Origin of the sequence: Streptomyces sp. NPDC002734, assembly GCF_040295685.1 — a bacterium.
Lineage (GTDB): Bacteria > Actinomycetota > Actinomycetes > Streptomycetales > Streptomycetaceae > Streptomyces.
The window spans coordinates 142,081-160,852 of the sequence record NZ_JBEOVU010000013.1 but is presented as its reverse complement, the minus strand read 5'-3'; the positions used below and the strand labels follow the sequence as shown (position 1 = coordinate 160,852).

Below are 18,772 nucleotides of genomic sequence, written 5' to 3'. Positions count from 1 at the left end.
CGTCGCCGCCCACGCCCGTGGTCCGACCTGGGTGGGCAGGACCCCGGTGAGCGGGTGGGTCCGTGACGGCGGTCCGGCACGCCGGACCCTCGGACGGGACCTAGTTCTTCGTCCCGTCGACGATCACCGGCGAGCCGCCCGAGCCCGAGCCGCACGGCGACGCGTACACCGGGTGGGACTTGGCGGCCTCCTTGAACGCCTCCAGGCACTGGTTGTAGAGCACCTTGTCGCTCAGGGAGCGCTCCAGGATCTTGTTGGCGTCGGCGATGCCCTTCGCCTCGATCCGCCGCCGCTTCGCCTCCGCCTCGGCTGTCCGCCCCGCCTCCTCGGCCCGCTGGGTCGCCTGCTCCTGCTGCAGCTTGGCGTCGATCTGGTCCTGCAGCTTCTTCGACGGCCGGACGTTGCGCAGGTTCACGGCGGTGACGTCGATGCCGCGCGGGGCCAGCCGCTTCTTGATCAGGTCCGCGATCTCGGTGCCGATCTGCTCGCGCGCGGAGGCGTAGCCCTCCTCGCTGGTGTGCTGCGCGAAGACGTTGCGGATGATCTCCCGGCTGTCCGGGGTGACCAGCCGCTCCTGCACGCCTTCCTCGCTGCCCGCCAGCTGGTAGAGCCGCACCGCGTCCTTGGGCACGACGGCCCACTTCACGGTGACGTCGGCGTAGAGCACCCCGCCCTCCGAGGAGCGGACCTCGACGCGGTCCCTGCCGTCGAGGTTCAGGTCCACGGGGCGGGTGGAGAAGGTCGTGACGTCGGTGAACGGCGACGAGAGGTTGACGCCGGAGGACAGCGGCTCGCCGACCGAGCCGAAGGTCACTGGGACGCCCACCTCGTAGGCGCTCACCACGTGCACGCAGGCGAAGATCCCGGACAGCACGGCGGCCACGGCGCTGATCGCCGCGCCCAGCTTCCAGCCGCCGCTGTCCTGGGCTCGGCCGACGACGTACAGCACGACCGCCGCGACGAGCAGCAGCACACAGAGAAAGAGCATCCGGTCCCCCTGGCCCCCTGTTCCGGGTGACGGGCCCGCCCGGTCGGAGCGGGCCCCGCGAGTCCCGCCGGGAGCTGCCCGCGCGAGTCGCATCCCTGCGGACGCCACACCACCGCGTCGCGGTTCCTGCGAACCGGGACACCTCCCGGCCCGCGGCGCGGGAGCGGCAGGACTGCCCCCGTCCGCCCCATTGACGCGGTCATGCCTCCCCCGCATCATCGTGGGAGCGCTCCCACCTGACAGGTCCTCAGATTCGTGGACCACCATCGGCACCGGGCGTCCGCCGTCGGTGTCGCCCGAGGAGGAACACGCCCCATGCCGCTCGCCCATCGACTCACCCATGGCCTGTTGGGCCGCGCCGGTCTCGCCCGGTCCGGCCGCGGAGGCCGTGGACGCCCTGTCGCCGTGCTGACCTGCGCGCTGGCCACCGTCGCCGCGCTGGCCGCCGTTCCGCCGAGCCCGGCGGCCGCCGGCCAGGCCGCCGAGGCCTCGGCCGCCGACGCGGCGACCGTGGACGTCTCCGTCAACGCCGGGGTCGGCCTCGGCACGATCGACAAGGCGGCGTTCGGGGTGAACACCGCCATCTGGGACTCCCACATGAACGACCCGGAGGTCGCCGACCTGATGGGCGCCGCGGGCGTGAAGGTGATGCGCTACCCCGGCGGGTCCTACGGCGACATCTACCACTGGAAGGACCACACCGCCCCCGGCGGCTACGTGGCCCCCGGCACCGGCTTCGACGCGTTCATGGGCACCGTCCGCGCCACCGGCGGCCAGCCGATGATCATCGCCAACTACGGCACCGGCTCCCCGCAGGAGGCCGCCGACTGGGTCCGGTACGCCAACGTCACCAAGGGGTACGGGGCGAAGTACTGGGAGATCGGCAACGAGAACTACGGCAACGGCCACTACGGCAGCGGCTGGGAGGCCGACGACCACGCGGACAAGAGTCCCAAGGAGTACGCCCGCAACGTCCTCGCCTACTCACAGGCCATGAAGGCCGTCGACCCCACGATCAAGATCGGCGCCGTGCTGACCACCCCGGGCGACTGGCCCGACGGGATCACCGGCGAGGGCGACTCGGCCGACTGGAACCACACCGTCCTGGCCGCCGTGGCCGGCACGGTCGACTTCGTGATCGTGCACTCCTACCCGGGCGGGTCGAGCGCCGACGAGGCCCTCGACCGGACGACCCGGCTGCCCGGGCAGCTGCGTGAGGTCCGCCGCCAGATCGACCGCTACGCCGGGGAGCGTTCCTCGAAGATCGGCATCGCGCTCACCGAGGTCAACTCCAACGCCCAGATGAACAGCCGCCCCAACGGCCTGTTCGCCGCGGACACCTACATGACGGCCCTGGAGAACGGCGTCTTCAACGTCGACTGGTGGAACACCCACAACGGCCCCGACAAGGTGAGCACGGTCGACGGCGACACCGACTTCAACGACTACGGCCTGCTCTCCAGCGGCGGCTGCGTCGGCGACGTCTGCCAGCCGGCCGTCAACACGCCGTTCCACCCCTACTTCGGCCTGAAGTCCCTCACCAAGCTGGGCGCGGCCGGCGACACCATGGTCGCCTCGTCGACCACCGACGACCAGGTCTCGGCCCACGCCGTGCACCGTGCCGACGGCACCCTGAGCGTCATGCTGATCAACAAGGACAAGGACGCCGCCCACACCGCGCGGATCGGCTACGCCGGGTTCACGCCCACCACGCAGGCCCCGGTGGTGCACCGCTACGGCCGTGGCGACACCGACGTCACCCGGGTCGCCGCCACCGGCGGGGGCGTCCAGGAGCTCCCGCCCTACTCGATCACCACGGTGACGGTCTCCCCGCACGCGGCGGCCGCCTCGGTCGGCGCCCCCGGCGCGCCCAGGGTCACCGCGGTGGACAGCTCCACCGCCACGCTGAGCTGGTCCGCGCCGAGCAGCGGCAAGGCGGTGCGCTACGAGGTGTACGAGCGCCTGGGCACGAACGCCCAGCTGCTGGCGACCTCGACCTCCACCTCCGCGACCGTGCGCAACCTCCCGCCGGGCTCCGAGCACACCGTCAACGTCCTCGCCCGTGACGCCGACGGCCGGCTCTCCCGCCCGTCCACGCCGCTGACCTTCGCCACCACCGCGCCGCGCGACAGCAGCTGCCTGGTCACCTACCGGGTGGACGCCGGCTGGGGCAACGGCTTCGTCGCCACGGTCACCGTGTCCAACCTCGCCGACACCGCGATCAACGGCTGGAGCCTGGACTTCGCCTGGCCCTCCACCGGCCAGTCCGTCCAGAGCTTCTGGAACGCGAAGGTCTCCAGCTCCGGCACCAAGGTCCACGTGACCGACAACGGGCAGAACGGGGAGCTCGCCCCGAAGGGCGGCTCCACCGCCACCTTCGGGTTCGTCGGCGCCAACGACGGGGCCAACCCCGCCCCGACGGCCTTCACCCTGAACGGCACGGTCTGCCGCACCTCCTGACCCGGACCGGCCCGGCCCCCGCACGGGAGGGGCCGGGCCGGTGCCCGGCGAGCACGCCACCGCCCGGCGCCCGTGCCACCGCCCACGTCACCGCCCGGCGAGCGGTCCGCCCGGGCGGCTCACCCGGCGGCGTACCCGTCGAGGTAGTCCAGGTCCCGGCGCGCCGGGCCGACGTGCACCTCCCCGTCGCGGACCTGCCACTCGGCGGGGCCGTCCGTCTCGTGGCTCACCAGGAACCACCCGGTGACCCGGTCCCCGTCCTCGTCCGAGGCGGGGATCCGGGCGACCGTCCGCAGCTGCCCCAGGACGTCCTCCAGGGCGGAGGCACGGATGCTCGCGCCGTAGAAGGCGTAGGCGCTCCAGTTGTACGGCTGGGGAAAGACCCAGCCACCGCGGTAGGGGAAGTCGGGGCCGGTCGCGTCGACGATCCGCCGGATCTCCGCCATCTGCCGGTCGTCCCCCTCCACGAAACCCCTGACCTCGGCGAAGACTCCCATTGACCTTTCCCCTCCGCTGAACTTGGCTGTTCCCCGAGCATCGTGCCGAACAAGGGGAGACCGTGGCCGGAACCGTAGTCGCCGTCAGCCGGAGCAAGGAGCACACCTTCACCAAGCCCAACGAGGAGAGCATCACCCTGCTCGCCGGGCTCGGTGTGGAGGGCGACGCCCACGCGGGCGTGACCGTGAAGCACCGGTCGCGCGTCGCGCAGGACCCGACGCAGCCGAACCTCCGGCAGGTGCACCTCATCCACACCGAGCTGTTCGACGAGGTCGTGTCGGCCGGTTACGTGGTGGCGCCGGGCGAGATGGGCGAGAACGTCACCACCCGTGGCGTGGACCTGCTCGGCCTGCCCACCGGCACGCTGCTGCGGCTCGGCGAGGAGGCGGTCGTCGAGGTGACCGGGCTGCGCAACCCCTGCCTGCAGATCGACAACTACCAGCGGGGCCTGCTGCGGCAGGTCGTGGGCCGCGACGAGCACGGCGAGGTCATCCGCAAGGCGGGCGTCATGGGCGTGGTCCTCACCGGCGGCGTCGTCCGCCCCGGCGACACCATCACGGTCACCCTCCCCGCGGAACCCCACCGGCCCCTCGAGAAGGTCTGAGCAGGATCGGCCTGGGCGCCCACCTCGCCGTGAGCGACCGCGGCTGAGCGCCCGCCCCTTCCGGACTTGGCGTCACCCCACCCGGTCGCCCGGGACCGGTGCGACCGTCTTCAGCGCGCCCGAGGCCTGTTCCACGAGCGCTTCGGCGAGGAGCGCGGTCTCCGGGTGGTCCTGCCGACGGCCGAGGGTGGCGACGCCGATGTGACGGGTCGGAGCCGGGGCGCGCACCGGGACGGTGCGGACGCCCTCCACCTCGGGAGTCAGGGCGACGGAGGGGACCAGCGAGACGCCCACGCCCGCGGCGACCAGGGAGCGGGCGAAGAAGTAGTCGGTCGTGGTGCCGCGCAGCCGCAGTTCGAAGCCGGCCTGCGCGGCGTGGCGGCGCAGGTAGGCCTCGGTGGTGAGGCAGCCCAGCACCCAAGCCTCGTCGGCCAGTTCGGCCAGGTCCAGCGCGTCACGGTCGGCGAGCGGGTGGGCCTGCGGCAGGACGAGGTGGAGCGGGTCCTCCAGCAGCGGGGTCCAGCGGACGCCGCGGCCCGCCCCGCCGGGCAGCGGGCCGTCGAAGTGGTAGGCGACCGCGAGGTCCACGGCGCCCTGCCGCAGCAACGGAAGGCTGTCCGCGGGTTCGCACTCCCGCACGTGCAGCTCGACACCGGGCCGGGCCGCCGAGAGCTTCGCCAGCGCGCCGGGGAGCAGCAGCCTGCCGCCGCTGGTGAAGGTGGCGACGGTCAGCCGGGAGCGCCCGGTGCCGATCCGGTCGATCTCGCGCCGCGCGTGTTCCAGCTCCGCCGCCACCGCCTCCGCGGCGCCGACCATGATCCGGCCGGACCGGGTGAGGGTGACGCCCCGCGTGCTGCGGACGACGACCTGGGCGCCCAGGCTCCGCTCCAGCGCGGCCACATGCTGCGAGACGGCCGAGGGCGTCAGGCGCAGTGCGGCGGCGGCCCGGTTGAAGCTGCCGTGTTCCGCCACTGCCCGCAGGACGCGGAGCCGGTGCACGTCGGTCAACAGTTCTCCTTAACGCCCGACCAGCTGGTCGGCACTTCTGCGGGTGACGACGGACCTCCAGGGTGGAGGCATGAGCGACAGGATCTGTGTGATCGGCGGAAATCGTTACTTCGGACGGTTGTTGGTGGAGCGCGCCTTGGCGGCCGGCCATCAGGTCACCGTGGTCAACCGGGGCTCCGCCGCCCCACCCGCGGGGGCGGACCACGTCGTCGCCGACCGGGACGACGAGACCACCCTCGGCGCCGCGCTCGGCTCCCGGGTGTTCGACGTGGTGGTCGACCAGGTCTGCTACACGCCGGTGCAGGCCGCCGTCGCCGCCCGCGTGTTCGGCGGCCGCACCCGGAGATACGTGATGACCTCCACCATCGAGGTCTACGACCCGGCGTCCGCCGCCCTCCCCGCCGTGCCGCTGGGGACCCCCGTGACGGAGGGCGTGGTGGACCCCGCCGGATGGCCTGTGGCCGCCGGCCTGCCCTGGTACGACGCGGCCTACCGGGACGCCCACTACGCCGAGGGCAAGCGCCAGGCGGAGGCGGTCCTCGCCCGGGCCGGCGCGTTCGGCTTCGTCTCCGTGCGCAGTGCCCACGTACTCGGCGGCGGGGAGCGGGAGTGGACCGGCCGGCTCGCGCACTACGCGGAGCGGGTGGCTCGCGGCGAGGAGATCGCCGTGCATGCCGAGCCGCTGCCCACGGTCTTCGTGCACCACGAGGAGCTGGCCGCGTTCCTCCTGTGGGCGGCCGTCGGCAGCGACTTCACCGGGCCGGTCAACGCCTGCTCCGACGGCTTCCTCGACGTCCACGGCCTGTGCGAGGAGGTCGCCGCGCGGGTCGGACGACGGCCCGCGTACCGCGTGACCGAGCCGGGCGGCGCCGCGTCACCGTTCTCCTTCGACCGGCACTACGCGATGAGCAACGCCCGCGCCAGGGACCTGGGGTTCGCCTTCTCGCCCGTGGCCGGGTGGCTGCCCCGAGCCGTCGCCGAGGCCGTCGCCGCCACCGCCGTCGCCGCCACCGCCGTCGCCCGCCCCGCATGAGTCGCCCGCCCTGCACGAGGAGGACCACGATGCGGCACCGCCGGATCGGAGAGACCCTGGTCGGCGCCGTCGGCCTGGGGGCCATGCCGCTGTCCGTCGAGCGCCGGCCGGACGAGGAACAGGCCGTCGCCACCGTCCACGCGGCCCTCGACGCGGGCGTCACGCTGATCGACACCGCCGACAGCTATCACTGGCACGCCGGCGAGACGGGGCACAACGAGCTGCTCCTCGCCCGCGCCCTGGCCCGCTACGGCGGCGACGTCTCGGGCGTCCTGATCGCCACCAAGGGCGGCCGGGGCCGCCCGGGCGACGGCAGCTGGACCGTGGACGGGAGACCGGAGCACCTGCGGCGTGCCGCCGAGGCCTCCGCCCGTCGGCTCGGCGTGGAGTCGCTCGGCCTCTACCAGCTGCACAAGCCCGACCCTGCCGTCCCCTGGGCCGACTCCGTCGGCGCCCTGCGCGGGCTGCTGGACGCCGGCACGATCCGCGCCGCCGGGCTGTCCAACGTGACCTGCGCCCAGATCCGTGAGGCACACGCCATCCTCGGGAAGGGCCTGGTCTCCGTGCAGAACCGGTACTCCCCCGCGGTCCGCGACAGCGAGCCGGAGCTGCGGCTGAGCACGGAGCTGGGGCTGGCGTTCCTCCCCTGGTCCCCGCTGGGCGGCTTGTCCCGCAGCTCCTTGGACGACCCGTCCTCCCCCGTCGCGTCCGGTACCGCCTTCCACCAACTCGCCGCGCGGCGCGGGGTGAGCCCGCAGCGGATCGCGCTGGCCTGGCTGCTCGCCCGCTCCCCCGTCGTGATCCCCGTGCCGGGAGCGACCCGACCGGCCTCGGTGCGGGACTCGGCGCGGGCCGTCGAGCTGGAGCTGGCCCCCGAGGAGCTGGCGCTGCTCGACGAGGCGCCGCCGCCGGGCTCGCCCCCGTCCTCCTCCCCCTCCTCCCTCACAGCCGGCCGGTGAAGTTCTCCTCGATCCACCGGGCGTCGGTCAGGTAGCGGCGGTGGTGGCCCTCGGCGAGGTGCCGGGCGAAGGCCGGGTGACCTGCCGCCGCCTGTGCGCGCATGTGGGCGACCAGGGTCCGCAGCCGCTCCGCCGCGACCGCGGGCAGCTCGGCCCGCTGCCCGTCGGTCAGCCCGTAGGCGTCGGCGAACAGGCGCAGGCGACGCAGCGCTTCCGCGACCGGGAGGGTGAGGGCGGTCTCGTCGGGGGCGTAGAGGGGGACGAAGCGGTAGGCGGTGTAGGCGGCGTCCCACACCCGCGGCGCGGGGTGGGCGGTGTCGAAGTCGATGAGGGCGACCGGCAGCCCCTCGCGGAACACGGTGTTGTAGGTGGCCGCGTCGCCGTGGCAGATCACCTCGGCCGGCTCGCGCGGCGGGAGGTGCCAGACGTCGTCCGGCCGGCGCGGGAAGCCGGCGGTCGCGTCGTGGAAGGCGCGCAGCAGGCGGCCCATGGCGGCCAGCGAGGGGTCACTGCGGCAGTACGGCGCGGAGAAGTCGTGCCCGACCTCCCCCGGCAGGAACTCGACGAACTCCCGCACACCGTCCCCACCGGCCACGCCATTTCCGGCGGCGGCACCGGCCCCGCCGTCGCCACCAGCCCCGCCGCCCGCACGGTCGCCATCGGCCCCGCCGTCCGCACCGTTCCCGCCGCGCTCCCCGAACCCGTACGGTCGCGGCGCCCCCGTGAAGCCCGCGTCGCGCAGGTGGCCGAGGAGTCGCTGCACGGTCGGGCTCCACGGCCCGGCCGGCCGACCGACCCGGTCGCCCTCGCGGACCACCTCGTTGACCCCACCCTGGAACACCTCACCGTCGTCCACGCGGGCAGGCTAACCGACTCCCGCCCGCCTCCTCCTCCCCTTTGCCCGCCCCCTCCCCGCAGGCCGCTCTCCCCGGGAGGCATACCCGGGCAGTGGTACGCGACGGCCCTCCAGGACTGAGGCCGACCGCCCTCACACCGTCCCCCCTCCCCCGCTGAGGGCAGCGTTCCTCGCGGGAAACGGGAGGGATGCGGTCGGGTAACACCCACGCCGCACGCTCGTGGGTATGACGTCGCAACAGCGTGTGGTGGTGATCGGGGCCGGTCCCGCGGGGGTGCGCCTCGCCCGCCGGCTCGGCGAGCTGGGCGTGCCGGCCGTGCTGGTCGGCGAGGAGGAGCACCGGCCGTACAACAGGGTGCTGCTCGCCGAGGTGCTGGCCGGGCGGTACGCCCCGGAGGTGATCGAGCTGCCCGCGCCGGCCGGTCTGGTGCGGGCCCGGGCGGTGAAGATCGACCGGGACGCGCGGCGCGTGTTCTGCGACGACGGCAGCGAGCTGGAGTACGGGACGCTGGTCCTGGCCACCGGTTCCAACCCGGTACTGCCCCCGCTGCGCGGCCTGTTCGCGGTCGGCGACCACCAACTGCCGCGTGGTGTCCATGCGTTCCGCACCATGGACGACTGCCTGGGGCTGTCGGCGGCGGTGCGTCCCGGCACCCGGGCGGTGGTGGTGGGCGGCGGGCTGCTCGGCGTCTCCGCGGCCCGGGCGCTGGCCGAGCGCGGGGCGCAGGTGGTGCTGGCGCAGCAGTCCGAGCGGCTGATGGAACGCCAGCTGGACCCCGCCGCCTCGGCGCTGGTGCGACGGCACCTGGAGGACCTCGGCGTCGAGGTCCACACCGAGCTGCGGGTGCGCGACATCCGGGTGGTGGAGGGCGCGGTCCGCTCGGTGGAGATGGCCGACGGCTACGCCCTGGGCGCCGACGTGGTGGTGCTGGCCTGCGGGGTCCGTCCCCGCACCGGCCTGGCGCAGGGCGCGGGCCTGGACGTCCGCAAGGGGATCGTCGTCGACGACCGGCTGCGCACCAGCGACCCGCACGTGCGGGCGCTGGGCGACTGCGCCGAGCACGACGGCCAGGTCTACGGACTGGCCACGCCCGCGCTGGAGCAGGCGGAGGTCCTCGCCCTGTCCCTGGCGGGCGACGACACCGCCCGCTACACCGGCACCCGCGCCCTCACCCGGCTGACCCTCTTCTCCGACCGCCCCTTCGACCTCGCCGCGTTCGGCGAACTCACCCCGCTGCCCGGCGACGACGTGGTCCAGCTGGCCGACGCCACCCGCGGCACCTACCGCAAGGTCGTGGTCCGTGAGGACCGCCTGGTCGGGGGCGTCCTGGTCGGCGAACTCGGCACGGTCGGCGCGCTGGCCCGCGCCTGGGAGGGAGCAGAGCCGCTGCCCTCCGGCGGCGCCCCCCTGCTCCACCTGCTCACCAACGACGGAGGCTCCTGATGCCCACGCCCACCACCGACTCCGCCGCGCCGGCCCACGGGGCCGTCCCCACGATCGTGCTCGTCGGCCACGGCATGGTCGGCCAGCGTTTCCTGGAGGCCCTGGCGGAGCGCGGGCTCACCGCCACGCACCGGGTGGTCGTGCTCTGCGAGGAGCCCCGCCCGGCCTACGACCGGGTGCACCTGACCTCCTACTTCTCCGGCACCACGCCCGACGAACTGTCCATGACGGACCTCGAGTTCATCGAGAAGCACGGCATCGAGCTGCACCTGGGCGACCCGGCCGAGTCGATCGACCGCGAGGCCCGGACGGTCACCGCCCGCTCGGGGCTGACGGTCCCCTACGACACCCTCGTGCTGGCCACCGGCTCCTACCCGTTCGTCCCGCCGGTCCCCGGCAAGGACGCGGACGGCTGCTTCGTCTACCGCACGATCGAGGACCTGCTGGCCATCGAGGAGTGGGCGAAGGCGCGGGCGGTCACCGGCGCGGTGGTCGGCGGCGGCCTGCTCGGCCTGGAGGCGGCCGGCGCGCTCAAGGGCCTCGGGCTCGACGCGCACATCGTGGAGTTCGCCCCCCGGCTGATGCCGGTGCAGGTCGACGACGGCGGCGGCGCGGCCCTGCTGCGCACCATCGAGCAGATGGGCCTGACCGTGCACACCGGCGCCGGCACCCAGGAGGTGCTGACCGGCGAGGACGGCGCGGTCACCGGGATGAGGCTGTCCAACGGCGCCGAGCTCGCCGTCGACCTGGTGATCTTCTCGGCCGGCGTCCGCCCCCGCGACCAGCTGGCCCGCGACTGCGGCCTTCAGGTCGGCGAGCGCGGCGGCATCGCGGTCGACGAGCGGTGCCGGACCCTCGGCGACGAGCGGGTCTTCGCCATCGGCGAGTGCGCGCTGGCGGCGGACGGCCGGGTCTACGGCCTGGTCGCCCCCGGCTACGAGATGGCGCAGACCGCCGCCGCCGCGATCGCCTCCGACGAGGCCGCCACGTTCACCGGCGCGGACCTCTCCACCAAGCTGAAGCTGCTGGGCGTGGACGTGGCCTCCTTCGGTGACGCGCACGGCGCCGCCGAGGGCTGCCTGGACGTCGTGTACTCCGACTCCCGGGCCGGCCTGTACAAGAAGCTCGTCGTCGGCCGCGACGGCACCCTGCTGGGCGGCATCCTGGTCGGCGACGCCGAGGCGTACGGCACGCTGCGCGCGCTCACCGGCTCGGTCCCGCCCGTCTCCCCGGAGAGCCTGGTGCTTCCCGCCGGGGCCGCGGGCGGCGGGGCGCAGCTCGGCCCGTCCGCGCTGCCGGACGAGGCGATCATCTGCTCCTGCCACAACGTCACCAAGGGCGCGATCCGCGGCGCGGTCACCGACCACCGGTGCGTGACGGTGCCCGAGGTGAAGAAGTGCACCAAGGCCGGCACCGGCTGCGGCTCCTGCGTGAAGGTGCTGGGGCAGCTCGTCGAGGCGGAGCTGGAGGCGAGCGGGATCGAGGTCGACAAGGGCCTGTGCGGCTGCTTCTCGCAGACCCGCGAGGAGCTCTACGAGATCGTCCTCGCCCTGCGCGTCACCTCCTACCGGGAGCTGCTGGACCGCCACGGCCGCGAGGAGGCCCGCGGCGGCGACGGCTGCGAGATCTGCAAGCCCTCCGTCGCCAACATGCTGGCCACCCTCGCCCCCGCCATCGGCGCGGACGCCCACGTCCTGGACGGCGAGCAGTCGGCCCTCCAGGACACCAACGACCACTTCCTCGCCAACCTCCAGAGGAACGGCTCCTACTCGGTGGTCCCGCGCATCCCCGGCGGTGAGATCGCCCCGGAGAAGCTGATCGTGATCGGCGAGATCGCCCGCGACTTCGGCCTCTACACCAAGATCACCGGCGGCCAGCGGATCGACATGTTCGGCGCCCGCGTCGAGCAACTGCCGCGCATCTGGGCCCGCCTGGTGGACGCCGGCTTCGAGTCCGGTCACGCGTACGGCAAGTCGCTGCGCACCGTGAAGTCCTGCGTCGGGCAGACCTGGTGCCGCTACGGCGTGCAGGACTCGGTCCGCATGGCCATCGACCTGGAGCTGCGCTACCGGGGCCTGCGCTCGCCGCACAAGCTCAAGTCCGCGGTCTCCGGCTGCGCCCGCGAGTGCGCGGAGGCCCAGTCCAAGGACTTCGGTGTCATCGCCACCGCCAACGGCTGGAACCTGTACGTCGGCGGCAACGGCGGCGCGACCCCGCGCCACGCGGACCTGCTCGCCCAGGACCTCTCCGACGCGGAACTCGTCCGCCTCATCGACCGGTTCCTGATGTTCTACATCCGCACCGCCGACCGTCTGGAGCGCACCTCGGTGTGGCTGGACCGGATCCCCGGCGGCCTGGACCACGTGCGCGACGTGGTCGTCCACGACTCGCTCGGCATCTGCGACGAGCTGGAGCGGCTGATGGCCGCGCACGTGGCGCACTACCGCGACGAGTGGGCGGCGGTGCTGGCGGACCCGGAGAAGCTGGACCGCTTCGTCTCCTTCGTCAACGCCCCCGAGACCCCCGACCCGATGGTCGCGTTCGTCCCCGAGCGCGGCCAGATCAAGCCGGACCTGCCGCTGCTGCAGATCGGCACCCGCCAGATGGAAGGGACCGCGACCCGATGAGCACTGCCGTCGTCACCGCCGCCACCGTGAGCACCGCTGCCGGCACCACTGCCACCGGCACCGCTGCAACCCTGACCCGCACGGCCGTCCAGCTGAGGACCGGCGAGGCCTGGCTGACCGTCTGCGACCTGGACCGTCTGGTCCCCGGCCGCGGCGTCGCCGTCCTGCTCCCCGACGGCCGCCAGGCCGCCGTCTTCCTCGACCGCGCGGGCCGCCTCCACGCCGTCGACAACCGCGACCCCTTCACCGGCGCGGCCGTCCTCTCCCGCGGCCTCCTCGGCAGCCGGGCCGGCCACCCCTTCGTGGCCTCCCCCCTGCTGAAGCAGCGCTTCGACCTCGCCACCGGCGTCTGCCTCGACGACGAGACCGTCCGCCTGACGACCTACGAGGCCCGCACCGCCTAGGCCGGACCCTCCGGGGGCCGCGCGTGGGGGCGCGGGGAGCCGCGTGCCGGGGCGCGGGGAGCCCAGGCCGGGGCTCGGAGAGCCGCGTGCGGGGGGCGCGGAGACAGGTGGACGGGACCGCTGCCGGGCGGGCCCGTCCACCTCGTCGGCCCCTCCGCCCGGCCCCCGGCCCTCCGGGCCGACGCCCCGGCGCCCGGCCCGCCCCGGGCCCCACCAGCAAGGCGGGCGCGTGCCCGAGGGACAGCCGCGCGCCCGCCTTCCACGCGTCGTCGCCGCCCGTCAGTCCCACGGCGACAGGGCCACCGATACCGCGTAACCACCGCCTGACGTCGCGCCATTCCTCCCTGTCCCTGGTGCACTCGACCGACCACCGGAAGCTCGACACCACGGCGGATAGGAGAACGGGGCGGCCGGGTCGCGGCAACTTGCGCCGTCCACAGAGGTACCTGCACGATCAGCGTCGGGCAACGGCCGAGGCGCGGGCCGCCTCACCGAACACGGCCGACTCCCCTCGGTGGACCACCACAGGGCGGCGTCCGAGAGGGGAACGACGTGCGGAGGACGACGCCGGATCACCTACGGGAGCTCCGGGTGCGCGAGGTCGCGGTGCTCCTCGACGCGGATGGAGAACCGGCCGCGTTCCAGTTCGGGCTGCCGGACGGCGGCAGCATCGTCTGCACGGACTGGACGGATTGGACCCTGCGGCTCGAACTCCGCGCGGACTCGCAGATCCCGGACTATCTCTGGCCGCCCGAGGAGTACTCCCGCAGCGTCGTCCTCGCCGAGCTCCCGGCGGACGGGATCCCCGTTGACGCAGTGCGTCCGACACGGAACCAAGTAGGCGAACTGGTCGGGCTGGACACCGAGATCGGCGGGCTCCGCCTCTCGGCGAAATGCCACGGCGGAGAGTTCGTCTCCGCGATCACTGATGCCGCGGCCGGGCCGGACCGGCCACACACCAGCCTCCGCCCCAGCCCGCTCACCGAGATCGCCGAGATCGCCGAGATCCCCATCGGACGGTATCCCGTTTCCCAAGCGCTCCCCAAGTCAACCTCGTAGCATGCGCGTTGGCGGAGATCACCCGTGGGACAGGAGAGCAGCGCATGGCGACCACCCCCTTCACCTCCAGCGGACCGGCGCCGAAGATCGACACCTCGGTGCCGCACTCGGCTCGGATCTGGAACTACTGGCTCGGCGGGAAGGACAACTACCCGGTCGACCAGCAGGCGGGCGAGCAGTTCCAGGCGGCGTTCCCGCAGATCGCCGAGAACGCCCGCTCCTTCCGCTCCTTCCTGCGCCGCGGCGTCACCTACCTCGCCGCGGACGCCGGCATCCGCCAGTTCCTCGACGTCGGCACCGGCCTGCCCACCGTGGAGAACACCCACGAGCTCGCCCAGCGGGTGGCCCCCGAGTGCCGGATCGTCTACGTCGACAACGACCCGCTCGTCCTCACCCACGCCCAGGCCCTGCTGGTCGGCAGCCCCGAGGGCGCGACCGACTACCTGCACGCCGATCTCCACGACCCCGAGGCCATAGTCGACGCCGCACGCGCGACCCTCGACCTCGCGAAGCCCGTCGCGGTCATCCTCAGCGGCATCCTGGGCCACGTGATGGACGACGACCTGGCCCGTGACCTGGTCCGCCGTCTCCTCGCCCCGCTCCCCTCCGGCAGCCACGTCCTGATCTGCGACGGCACCGACACCAACGAGGAACTCCGCGCCGCCCAGGAGCAGCACAACGACCGGGGCCCGGTCCAGTACCGGCTCCGCAGCCCCGAGCAGATCGCCGCCTTCTTCGACGGCCTCGACCTCGTCGCCCCCGGCGTCGTCCCCTGCACCCAATGGCGCCCCGAGCTCGGCACCCCCACCCCCCACGTCGACTCCTACGGAGCCATCGGCCGCAAGCCGTAGCTCCCCTGATGGTGCGCCCGTTTTCCCACCCTCCGACGCGAATAACGGGCGCACCTCAGCGTCGGCCCAGGGAGACGCGGGGCACGCCGGGGTAGGGGGCGTGGGACAGGGCCTGGGTCAGGGCGGAGAGGAACCGGTGCGGGGCGTCGCGGAGGTGGGCCGGGGTGACCGGGAGGACGCACAGGCCGGCCGCCGAGATGCGCGCGTGACGGGCGGTGGTGCGCTGGAAGTCCGCACCGAGCTGATGATGACGGACGGAATCGACCTCCAGCACCACACCGTGCTCGGGCCAGTACGCGTCCGGGCGGCAGAGCCACTCGCCGTCCAGGAAGAGGTCCGGGTTCCACAACGGTTCGGGGAGCCCGCTGCGGGCGATCAGGCGACGTGCCCAGCCCTCGGCCACGGAATGCGCACCGGCCGCCAGGTCCGCGAGCACGGCGGCGAGCTCCCCGCCCACGGGCACCTGCCGGGTCCGGAACGCCTCCCGCAGCGCCTCCGCGCCGACCCGATGCCGCTGCACGGCCTCGTACAGGCAGCCGGGCCGCGGGATGCCGGCGCACGCGTCGGCGAGGGCCCACGGCAGCGGGACACAGGGAAAGCCGGCCATGTACGTCGGGCGGGGCGGGAGGTGCCGGGCGCGCGCCACCTTCACGTACGAGACCGAGCGGCGCTTCAACGGTGACGGCAGCAGGACGTGCACCGTCTCCAGGGACGACGGGGACGACCGGGACGACAGCGACGGAGGCGGAGACGGGGACGGGGACGGCAGGGACGGCGCGTCGCGGAAGCCGTGCAGCGCCAGCACGGCCAGTGAGGTGAGCCGCGCACCGGGGCCCGCGTAACACAACGCGGCGTGGAACTTCTGCCGCCAGGTCAGCGGGCCGTTGTGCAGCACGAACACCCGCGGCAGCGGTTCCTGCCAGTGATTGCGGCGACGGTGGTCGACAGCGCTTCGGGTGACTCCGGCCGCCAGCAACTCCTTGAGCGTGACGACCTGTTCCCGCCCCAGCCGCTGGACATCCACCTGCACATTCACGTTCACGTTCACCCGCGAAAGCTACGCCCGCGTGACTCCCCTCCGCCGGGCCTGTGGACAACCCCGCCGACCCCTACCCCTCACGCCAGGTCCGTCCGGTACCGGTACGAGATCGGGGTGAGGTCGGGCTGGTCTATCCGCCACGGCGAGGTGCAGTGGAGCACGCCTCCTTCCGCCGTGACCTCCGCGCCGGAGCGGTCCAGCCGTATCGAGTGCACTATCACCAGCGCGTTGCGGGGAGCGAACGCCCGCTGGGCCTCCACCTCGGCCCGGGTGAGCACGACGGTCTGGCCGAGCGAGGTGGTGCCCTTGACCTCGACGTGCAGTTCCTCGACGGGGGTGGGGCGCTGCGATGTCTCGTCGCCCCTGGTCAGGTGCAGGTCGTACGGCTGGTTCGCGCCGACGTCCGTCACGTTCCAGCCCTGTGCCTCGAAGTGCTCCGTGGCCATGCGGACGCTGTGCCGCTCGATCAGCTGCCGTTCGACCGCCGACAGCAGGAACCCCTGCCCGCTGCGGGTGGCCGCCGCCGGCCGGGGCCGCGGCTCGGGGATGCTCCGCCCGGCCGCCCGGTCCGCGGACACCTCCGCCTCCAGCACCTCGGGGACGGGGTCGCCGGGTATGTAGGTCGCCGTGGTCTCTGCCGCGTAGATCCGCCGCAGCAGCCCGGCCATGAACAGCAGGTCGTCGACGAAGGCGTCCGTGTCGGGGAGCGCGTCGCGGAGGTACTCGAGGGCGACGACGGTGCCGAGCTCGTAGGCGCGGCCCAGTTTCTTCCCTCCCGGGAGGTCGATGCGCCGCAACAGCCCCGCCCGGCCCTCCGCGGCCTCCGCGATGTGCGGGTACGCCCAGTCCACCCTGGCGGCGAGCGCCTCGGCGCCACGGGACCGCAGCTCCGTTCCGGTCCAGAAGGTCGTCCCCTGCATCAGCGTGAGGTAGGCCCGTTCCCCACCCGCGGCAAACAGCAGGACCACGTACCAGCCGTCCATGGCGCTCGGTGACAGCTCGACGTCGCTCACCCGGACCCACGGCACGACGCTCTTGCGCCCCACCCCGTCGGCACCCTCGATCAGCACCCGCTCGACGGGTATGTCCAGCGCTCCGGCTATCGCCACGCGATGCGCTTCGAGGGCGCCGGGGATCTCTGTCTTCACGATCCGGCCACGGCGCTCCATCTCCGGAGTCACCCGCCAGGTGTAGGCGCGTTGCAGGTCCATCACTTGGGCAAGGAAGCCGTTCATCGTCGCAGCGTAACGGTGCCCGTTCCCTCAATTGCGCCGTGCAGCACGCACTTTGACGGCGGGGTGCGTGACGCGTCGTCGATGTGGCCCGCGGGGGGGGTGGGGTGCCGACCGCCGCGGTGCTCACGGCCTACACGGGCGGCAGCGGGGTGCCGTCACTGTCACCGTCGCCATCGCTGTCGCTGTCGCCGATGTCGCGGACGGGGAGCAACTGCACCTCCGCGCCGGAGGACTCCAGCAGGGGTGCGGCGGCGGATCGGCGGGGGTCGGCGCGGTAGGCGTCGAGGGCGTCCTCGGTCGGGAACGACACCAGGTGGACCTCGAGCCGGTCGTCCATGGTGCGCACCCGCCGCTCCAGCCGCCCGCCGTACTCGGCGAGGAGGGGCAGCACCGCACCCTCGTAGACGTCGAAGGCCCCCGCCCCACCCTCCGCCAACCAGGCAAGCATCAGATAGGTGACGGTCAAAACTCCCCCGCAGCGTCAGCGATCAGTGTCAGGCGGGCGTGCGCCCTGTTTTCGTCGTCCCAGCGGCGAAAACAAGGCGCACCCCCGGGGCGCTACGCCGTGAGGGCGTCGTACGGCACCGCCGTGAGCCGCTCGGACTCCGTCCAGAGGCGGGTGGAGGCGCGGTCGTCGAGGGTCCAGGGGGCGCGCCAGGAGGGGGCGGGGGCGCCGCGCCACATGAGGAAGGACGGGCCGGTGAAGGAGTCGGGGCGGACGTCGGGGGCGGTGGCGGCGTAGAGGGTGGGGAGGGCGCCGGCCTCGGCGGTCTGGGCGACGGCGCGGTCGGCGAGGCGGAGCACGCGGCCCAGGGTGTGGCGGCCCTCCATCGCGGGGCCGGCGGCGGTGAGGTTGGTCGCGGAGTAGCCGGGGTGCGCGGAGGCGGCGACCACGTCGGAGCCGGCCGCGGCGAGGCGGCGCGCGAGCTCGTGCGTGAAGAGCAGGTTGGCGGTCTTGGAGCGGCCGTACGCCACCCAACGGCGGTACTGGCGTTCGCTGTTGAGGTCGTGGATGTCCAGGTTGGACAGGGCGTGGGCGAAGCTGGAGACGGTGACCACGCGGGCGCCGGGGGTGGCGAGGAGCCGGGGCAGCAGCAGGCCGGTGAGGGCGAAGTGGCCGAGGTGGTTGACCCCGAACTGCATCTCGAAGCCGTCCACGGTGGTGCGGTGGGGCAGCGCCATCACGCCGGCGTTGTTGACGAGGAGGTCGAGCCGCTCGTGCGGGAGGCTGTCCGCGAAGGCCCGCACGGAGGCGAGGTCGGCGAGGTCCAGCCGGGCGACGTCGACGCGCGCGGACGGGACGGCGGCCTCGATGCCGGTGGCCGCCTCGCGCCCCTTGGCCACGTCACGGCAGGCCAGCACCACCTCGGCGCCGTGGCGGGCCAGCTCCAGCGCGGTGACCAGGCCGAGGCCTCCGTTCGCGCCGGTGACGACGGCGACGCGGCCGCTCTGGTCGGGGATCTGCGACGCGGTCCAGCGGGTCGTCATCGGCATCGGCGGCCTTTCGGTGCTGCGGGGGCGGGAGTGGAGAAGGCCCACGGTAGACGCAGCCTGGCGCAGCCGCCCCGGGCGACCTTCACGCCGGTACGCCGGACCCGTCATGCGGCGTACACGGACCGTTCACGGCGGGTTGGACGGCAGGTCCGTACGCCACTCCTACGCTCCCCTGCGGCACGAGGCAGAACCCCCGGCCGCCGTCCGGCGGCC

At 73.7% G+C, this 18,772-nt stretch carries 17 protein-coding genes; 9 read left to right on the top strand and 8 right to left on the bottom strand.

Features of this window, described 5'->3' with window-relative positions; translation table 11 throughout:
- Positions 1–100: 100 nt before the first annotated feature.
- Positions 101–988 (bottom strand): prohibitin family protein, encoded by an 888-nt coding sequence (locus tag ABT026_RS14475; protein WP_351114632.1) that lies wholly within the window; start codon positions 986–988, stop codon positions 101–103.
- 315 nt (positions 989–1,303) lie between these two features.
- Between ABT026_RS14475 and ABT026_RS14470 the strand changes: the two genes are divergently transcribed.
- Positions 1,304–3,448 carry a cellulose binding domain-containing protein gene (locus tag ABT026_RS14470; RefSeq protein ID WP_351114630.1) on the top strand — a complete coding sequence of 715 codons (2,145 nt, stop codon included), beginning with the start codon at positions 1,304–1,306 and terminating at the stop codon, positions 3,446–3,448.
- A gap of 119 nt (positions 3,449–3,567) precedes the next feature.
- On the opposite strand, the gene ABT026_RS14465 is transcribed toward ABT026_RS14470, so the two are convergent.
- On the bottom strand, positions 3,568–3,945 hold the full coding sequence (locus ABT026_RS14465; RefSeq protein ID WP_351114628.1) for a hypothetical protein: 378 nt from the start codon (positions 3,943–3,945) through the stop codon (positions 3,568–3,570).
- 62 nt (positions 3,946–4,007) lie between these two features.
- Between ABT026_RS14465 and ABT026_RS14460 the strand changes: the two genes are divergently transcribed.
- Positions 4,008–4,550 (top strand): MOSC domain-containing protein, encoded by a 543-nt coding sequence (locus ABT026_RS14460; protein ID WP_351114625.1) that lies wholly within the window; start codon positions 4,008–4,010, stop codon positions 4,548–4,550.
- Positions 4,551–4,622: 72 nt separating this feature from the next.
- On the opposite strand, the gene ABT026_RS14455 is transcribed toward ABT026_RS14460, so the two are convergent.
- A complete protein-coding gene (locus ABT026_RS14455; protein ID WP_351114623.1) occupies positions 4,623–5,558 on the bottom strand; it encodes a LysR family transcriptional regulator in 936 nt (311 codons plus the stop codon).
- Between the two features lie 70 nt (positions 5,559–5,628).
- On the opposite strand from ABT026_RS14455, the gene ABT026_RS14450 reads away from it, so the two are divergent.
- Both ABT026_RS14450 and ABT026_RS14445 read left to right on the top strand, forming a co-directional pair.
- The gene (locus ABT026_RS14450; protein ID WP_351114621.1) at positions 5,629–6,591 is read left to right on the top strand and encodes an NAD-dependent epimerase/dehydratase family protein; all 963 of its coding nucleotides are present in this window, start codon (positions 5,629–5,631) and stop codon (positions 6,589–6,591) included.
- 29 nt (positions 6,592–6,620) lie between these two features.
- Positions 6,621–7,550 carry an aldo/keto reductase gene (locus tag ABT026_RS14445; RefSeq protein WP_351114620.1) on the top strand — a complete coding sequence of 310 codons (930 nt, stop codon included), beginning with the start codon at positions 6,621–6,623 and terminating at the stop codon, positions 7,548–7,550.
- Here the strand turns inward: ABT026_RS14445 and ABT026_RS14440 are convergent.
- Entirely contained in the window at positions 7,534–8,406 is an 873-nt protein-coding gene (locus ABT026_RS14440; protein ID WP_351114619.1) for a phosphotransferase, read from the bottom strand. The two genes, ABT026_RS14445 and ABT026_RS14440, sit on opposite strands and share 17 nt — an antisense overlap.
- Before the next feature lie 226 nt (positions 8,407–8,632).
- On the opposite strand from ABT026_RS14440, the gene ABT026_RS14435 reads away from it, so the two are divergent.
- The 5 genes from ABT026_RS14435 (at position 8,633) to ABT026_RS14415 (ending at position 14,791) form a co-directional block, all read left to right on the top strand.
- A complete protein-coding gene (locus ABT026_RS14435) occupies positions 8,633–9,850 on the top strand; it encodes an NAD(P)/FAD-dependent oxidoreductase (RefSeq protein WP_351114618.1) in 1,218 nt (405 codons plus the stop codon).
- Positions 9,850–12,477: a nitrite reductase large subunit NirB gene (gene nirB / locus ABT026_RS14430; RefSeq protein ID WP_351114617.1), complete on the top strand. Its 2,628-nt coding sequence runs from the start codon at positions 9,850–9,852 to the stop codon at positions 12,475–12,477. Before ABT026_RS14435 ends, nirB begins: the two co-directional genes overlap by 1 nt.
- Positions 12,474–12,881 (top strand): nitrite reductase small subunit NirD, encoded by a 408-nt coding sequence (gene nirD, locus ABT026_RS14425; protein ID WP_351114615.1) that lies wholly within the window; start codon positions 12,474–12,476, stop codon positions 12,879–12,881. The genes nirB and nirD overlap by 4 nt, the downstream gene beginning before the upstream one ends.
- 591 nt (positions 12,882–13,472) lie before the next feature.
- Positions 13,473–13,940, top strand: a complete 468-nt coding sequence (locus tag ABT026_RS14420) for a hypothetical protein (protein WP_351114614.1) — start codon at positions 13,473–13,475, stop codon at positions 13,938–13,940.
- 44 nt (positions 13,941–13,984) lie between these two features.
- Positions 13,985–14,791 (top strand): SAM-dependent methyltransferase, encoded by an 807-nt coding sequence (locus ABT026_RS14415; protein ID WP_351114613.1) that lies wholly within the window; start codon positions 13,985–13,987, stop codon positions 14,789–14,791.
- A 55-nt stretch (positions 14,792–14,846) separates the two neighbouring features.
- Here ABT026_RS14415 and ABT026_RS14410 read toward each other — a convergent pair whose 3' ends face one another.
- The 4 genes from ABT026_RS14410 to ABT026_RS14395 all read right to left on the bottom strand — a co-directional run bounded on the left by ABT026_RS14410 (position 14,847) and on the right by ABT026_RS14395 (position 18,559).
- Complete coding sequence (locus ABT026_RS14410; protein WP_351114612.1) at positions 14,847–15,839, bottom strand: hypothetical protein; 993 nt, start codon at positions 15,837–15,839, stop codon at positions 14,847–14,849.
- A 68-nt stretch (positions 15,840–15,907) separates the two neighbouring features.
- Positions 15,908–17,065 (bottom strand): MrcB family domain-containing protein, encoded by a 1,158-nt coding sequence (locus ABT026_RS14405; protein ID WP_351114611.1) that lies wholly within the window; start codon positions 17,063–17,065, stop codon positions 15,908–15,910.
- Between the two features lie 130 nt (positions 17,066–17,195).
- The gene (locus ABT026_RS14400; protein WP_351114610.1) at positions 17,196–17,531 is read right to left on the bottom strand and encodes a hypothetical protein; all 336 of its coding nucleotides are present in this window, start codon (positions 17,529–17,531) and stop codon (positions 17,196–17,198) included.
- A 92-nt stretch (positions 17,532–17,623) separates the two neighbouring features.
- Positions 17,624–18,559, bottom strand: coding sequence for an oxidoreductase (locus ABT026_RS14395; protein ID WP_351114608.1), 936 nt, complete (start codon positions 18,557–18,559; stop codon positions 17,624–17,626).
- Between the last annotated feature and the right edge of the window lie 213 nt (positions 18,560–18,772).

What these genes read in the sequence shown, in the direction of transcription:
- ABT026_RS14475 (WP_351114632.1), bottom strand. Translation starts at nt 988, where the DNA reads ATGCTCTTTCTCTGTGTGCTGCTGCTCGTCGCGGCGGTCGTGCTGTAC.
- ABT026_RS14470 (WP_351114630.1), top strand. Translation starts at nt 1,304, where the DNA reads ATGCCGCTCGCCCATCGACTCACCCATGGCCTGTTGGGCCGCGCCGGT.
- ABT026_RS14465 (WP_351114628.1), bottom strand. Translation starts at nt 3,945, where the DNA reads ATGGGAGTCTTCGCCGAGGTCAGGGGTTTCGTGGAGGGGGACGACCGG.
- ABT026_RS14450 (WP_351114621.1), top strand. Translation starts at nt 5,629, where the DNA reads ATGAGCGACAGGATCTGTGTGATCGGCGGAAATCGTTACTTCGGACGG.
- ABT026_RS14445 (WP_351114620.1), top strand. Translation starts at nt 6,621, where the DNA reads ATGCGGCACCGCCGGATCGGAGAGACCCTGGTCGGCGCCGTCGGCCTG.
- ABT026_RS14435 (WP_351114618.1), top strand. Translation starts at nt 8,633, where the DNA reads ATGACGTCGCAACAGCGTGTGGTGGTGATCGGGGCCGGTCCCGCGGGG.
- nirB (WP_351114617.1), top strand. Translation starts at nt 9,850, where the DNA reads ATGCCCACGCCCACCACCGACTCCGCCGCGCCGGCCCACGGGGCCGTC.
- nirD (WP_351114615.1), top strand. Translation starts at nt 12,474, where the DNA reads ATGAGCACTGCCGTCGTCACCGCCGCCACCGTGAGCACCGCTGCCGGC.
- ABT026_RS14415 (WP_351114613.1), top strand. Translation starts at nt 13,985, where the DNA reads ATGGCGACCACCCCCTTCACCTCCAGCGGACCGGCGCCGAAGATCGAC.
- ABT026_RS14405 (WP_351114611.1), bottom strand. Translation starts at nt 17,065, where the DNA reads ATGAACGGCTTCCTTGCCCAAGTGATGGACCTGCAACGCGCCTACACC.
- ABT026_RS14395 (WP_351114608.1), bottom strand. Translation starts at nt 18,559, where the DNA reads ATGCCGATGACGACCCGCTGGACCGCGTCGCAGATCCCCGACCAGAGC.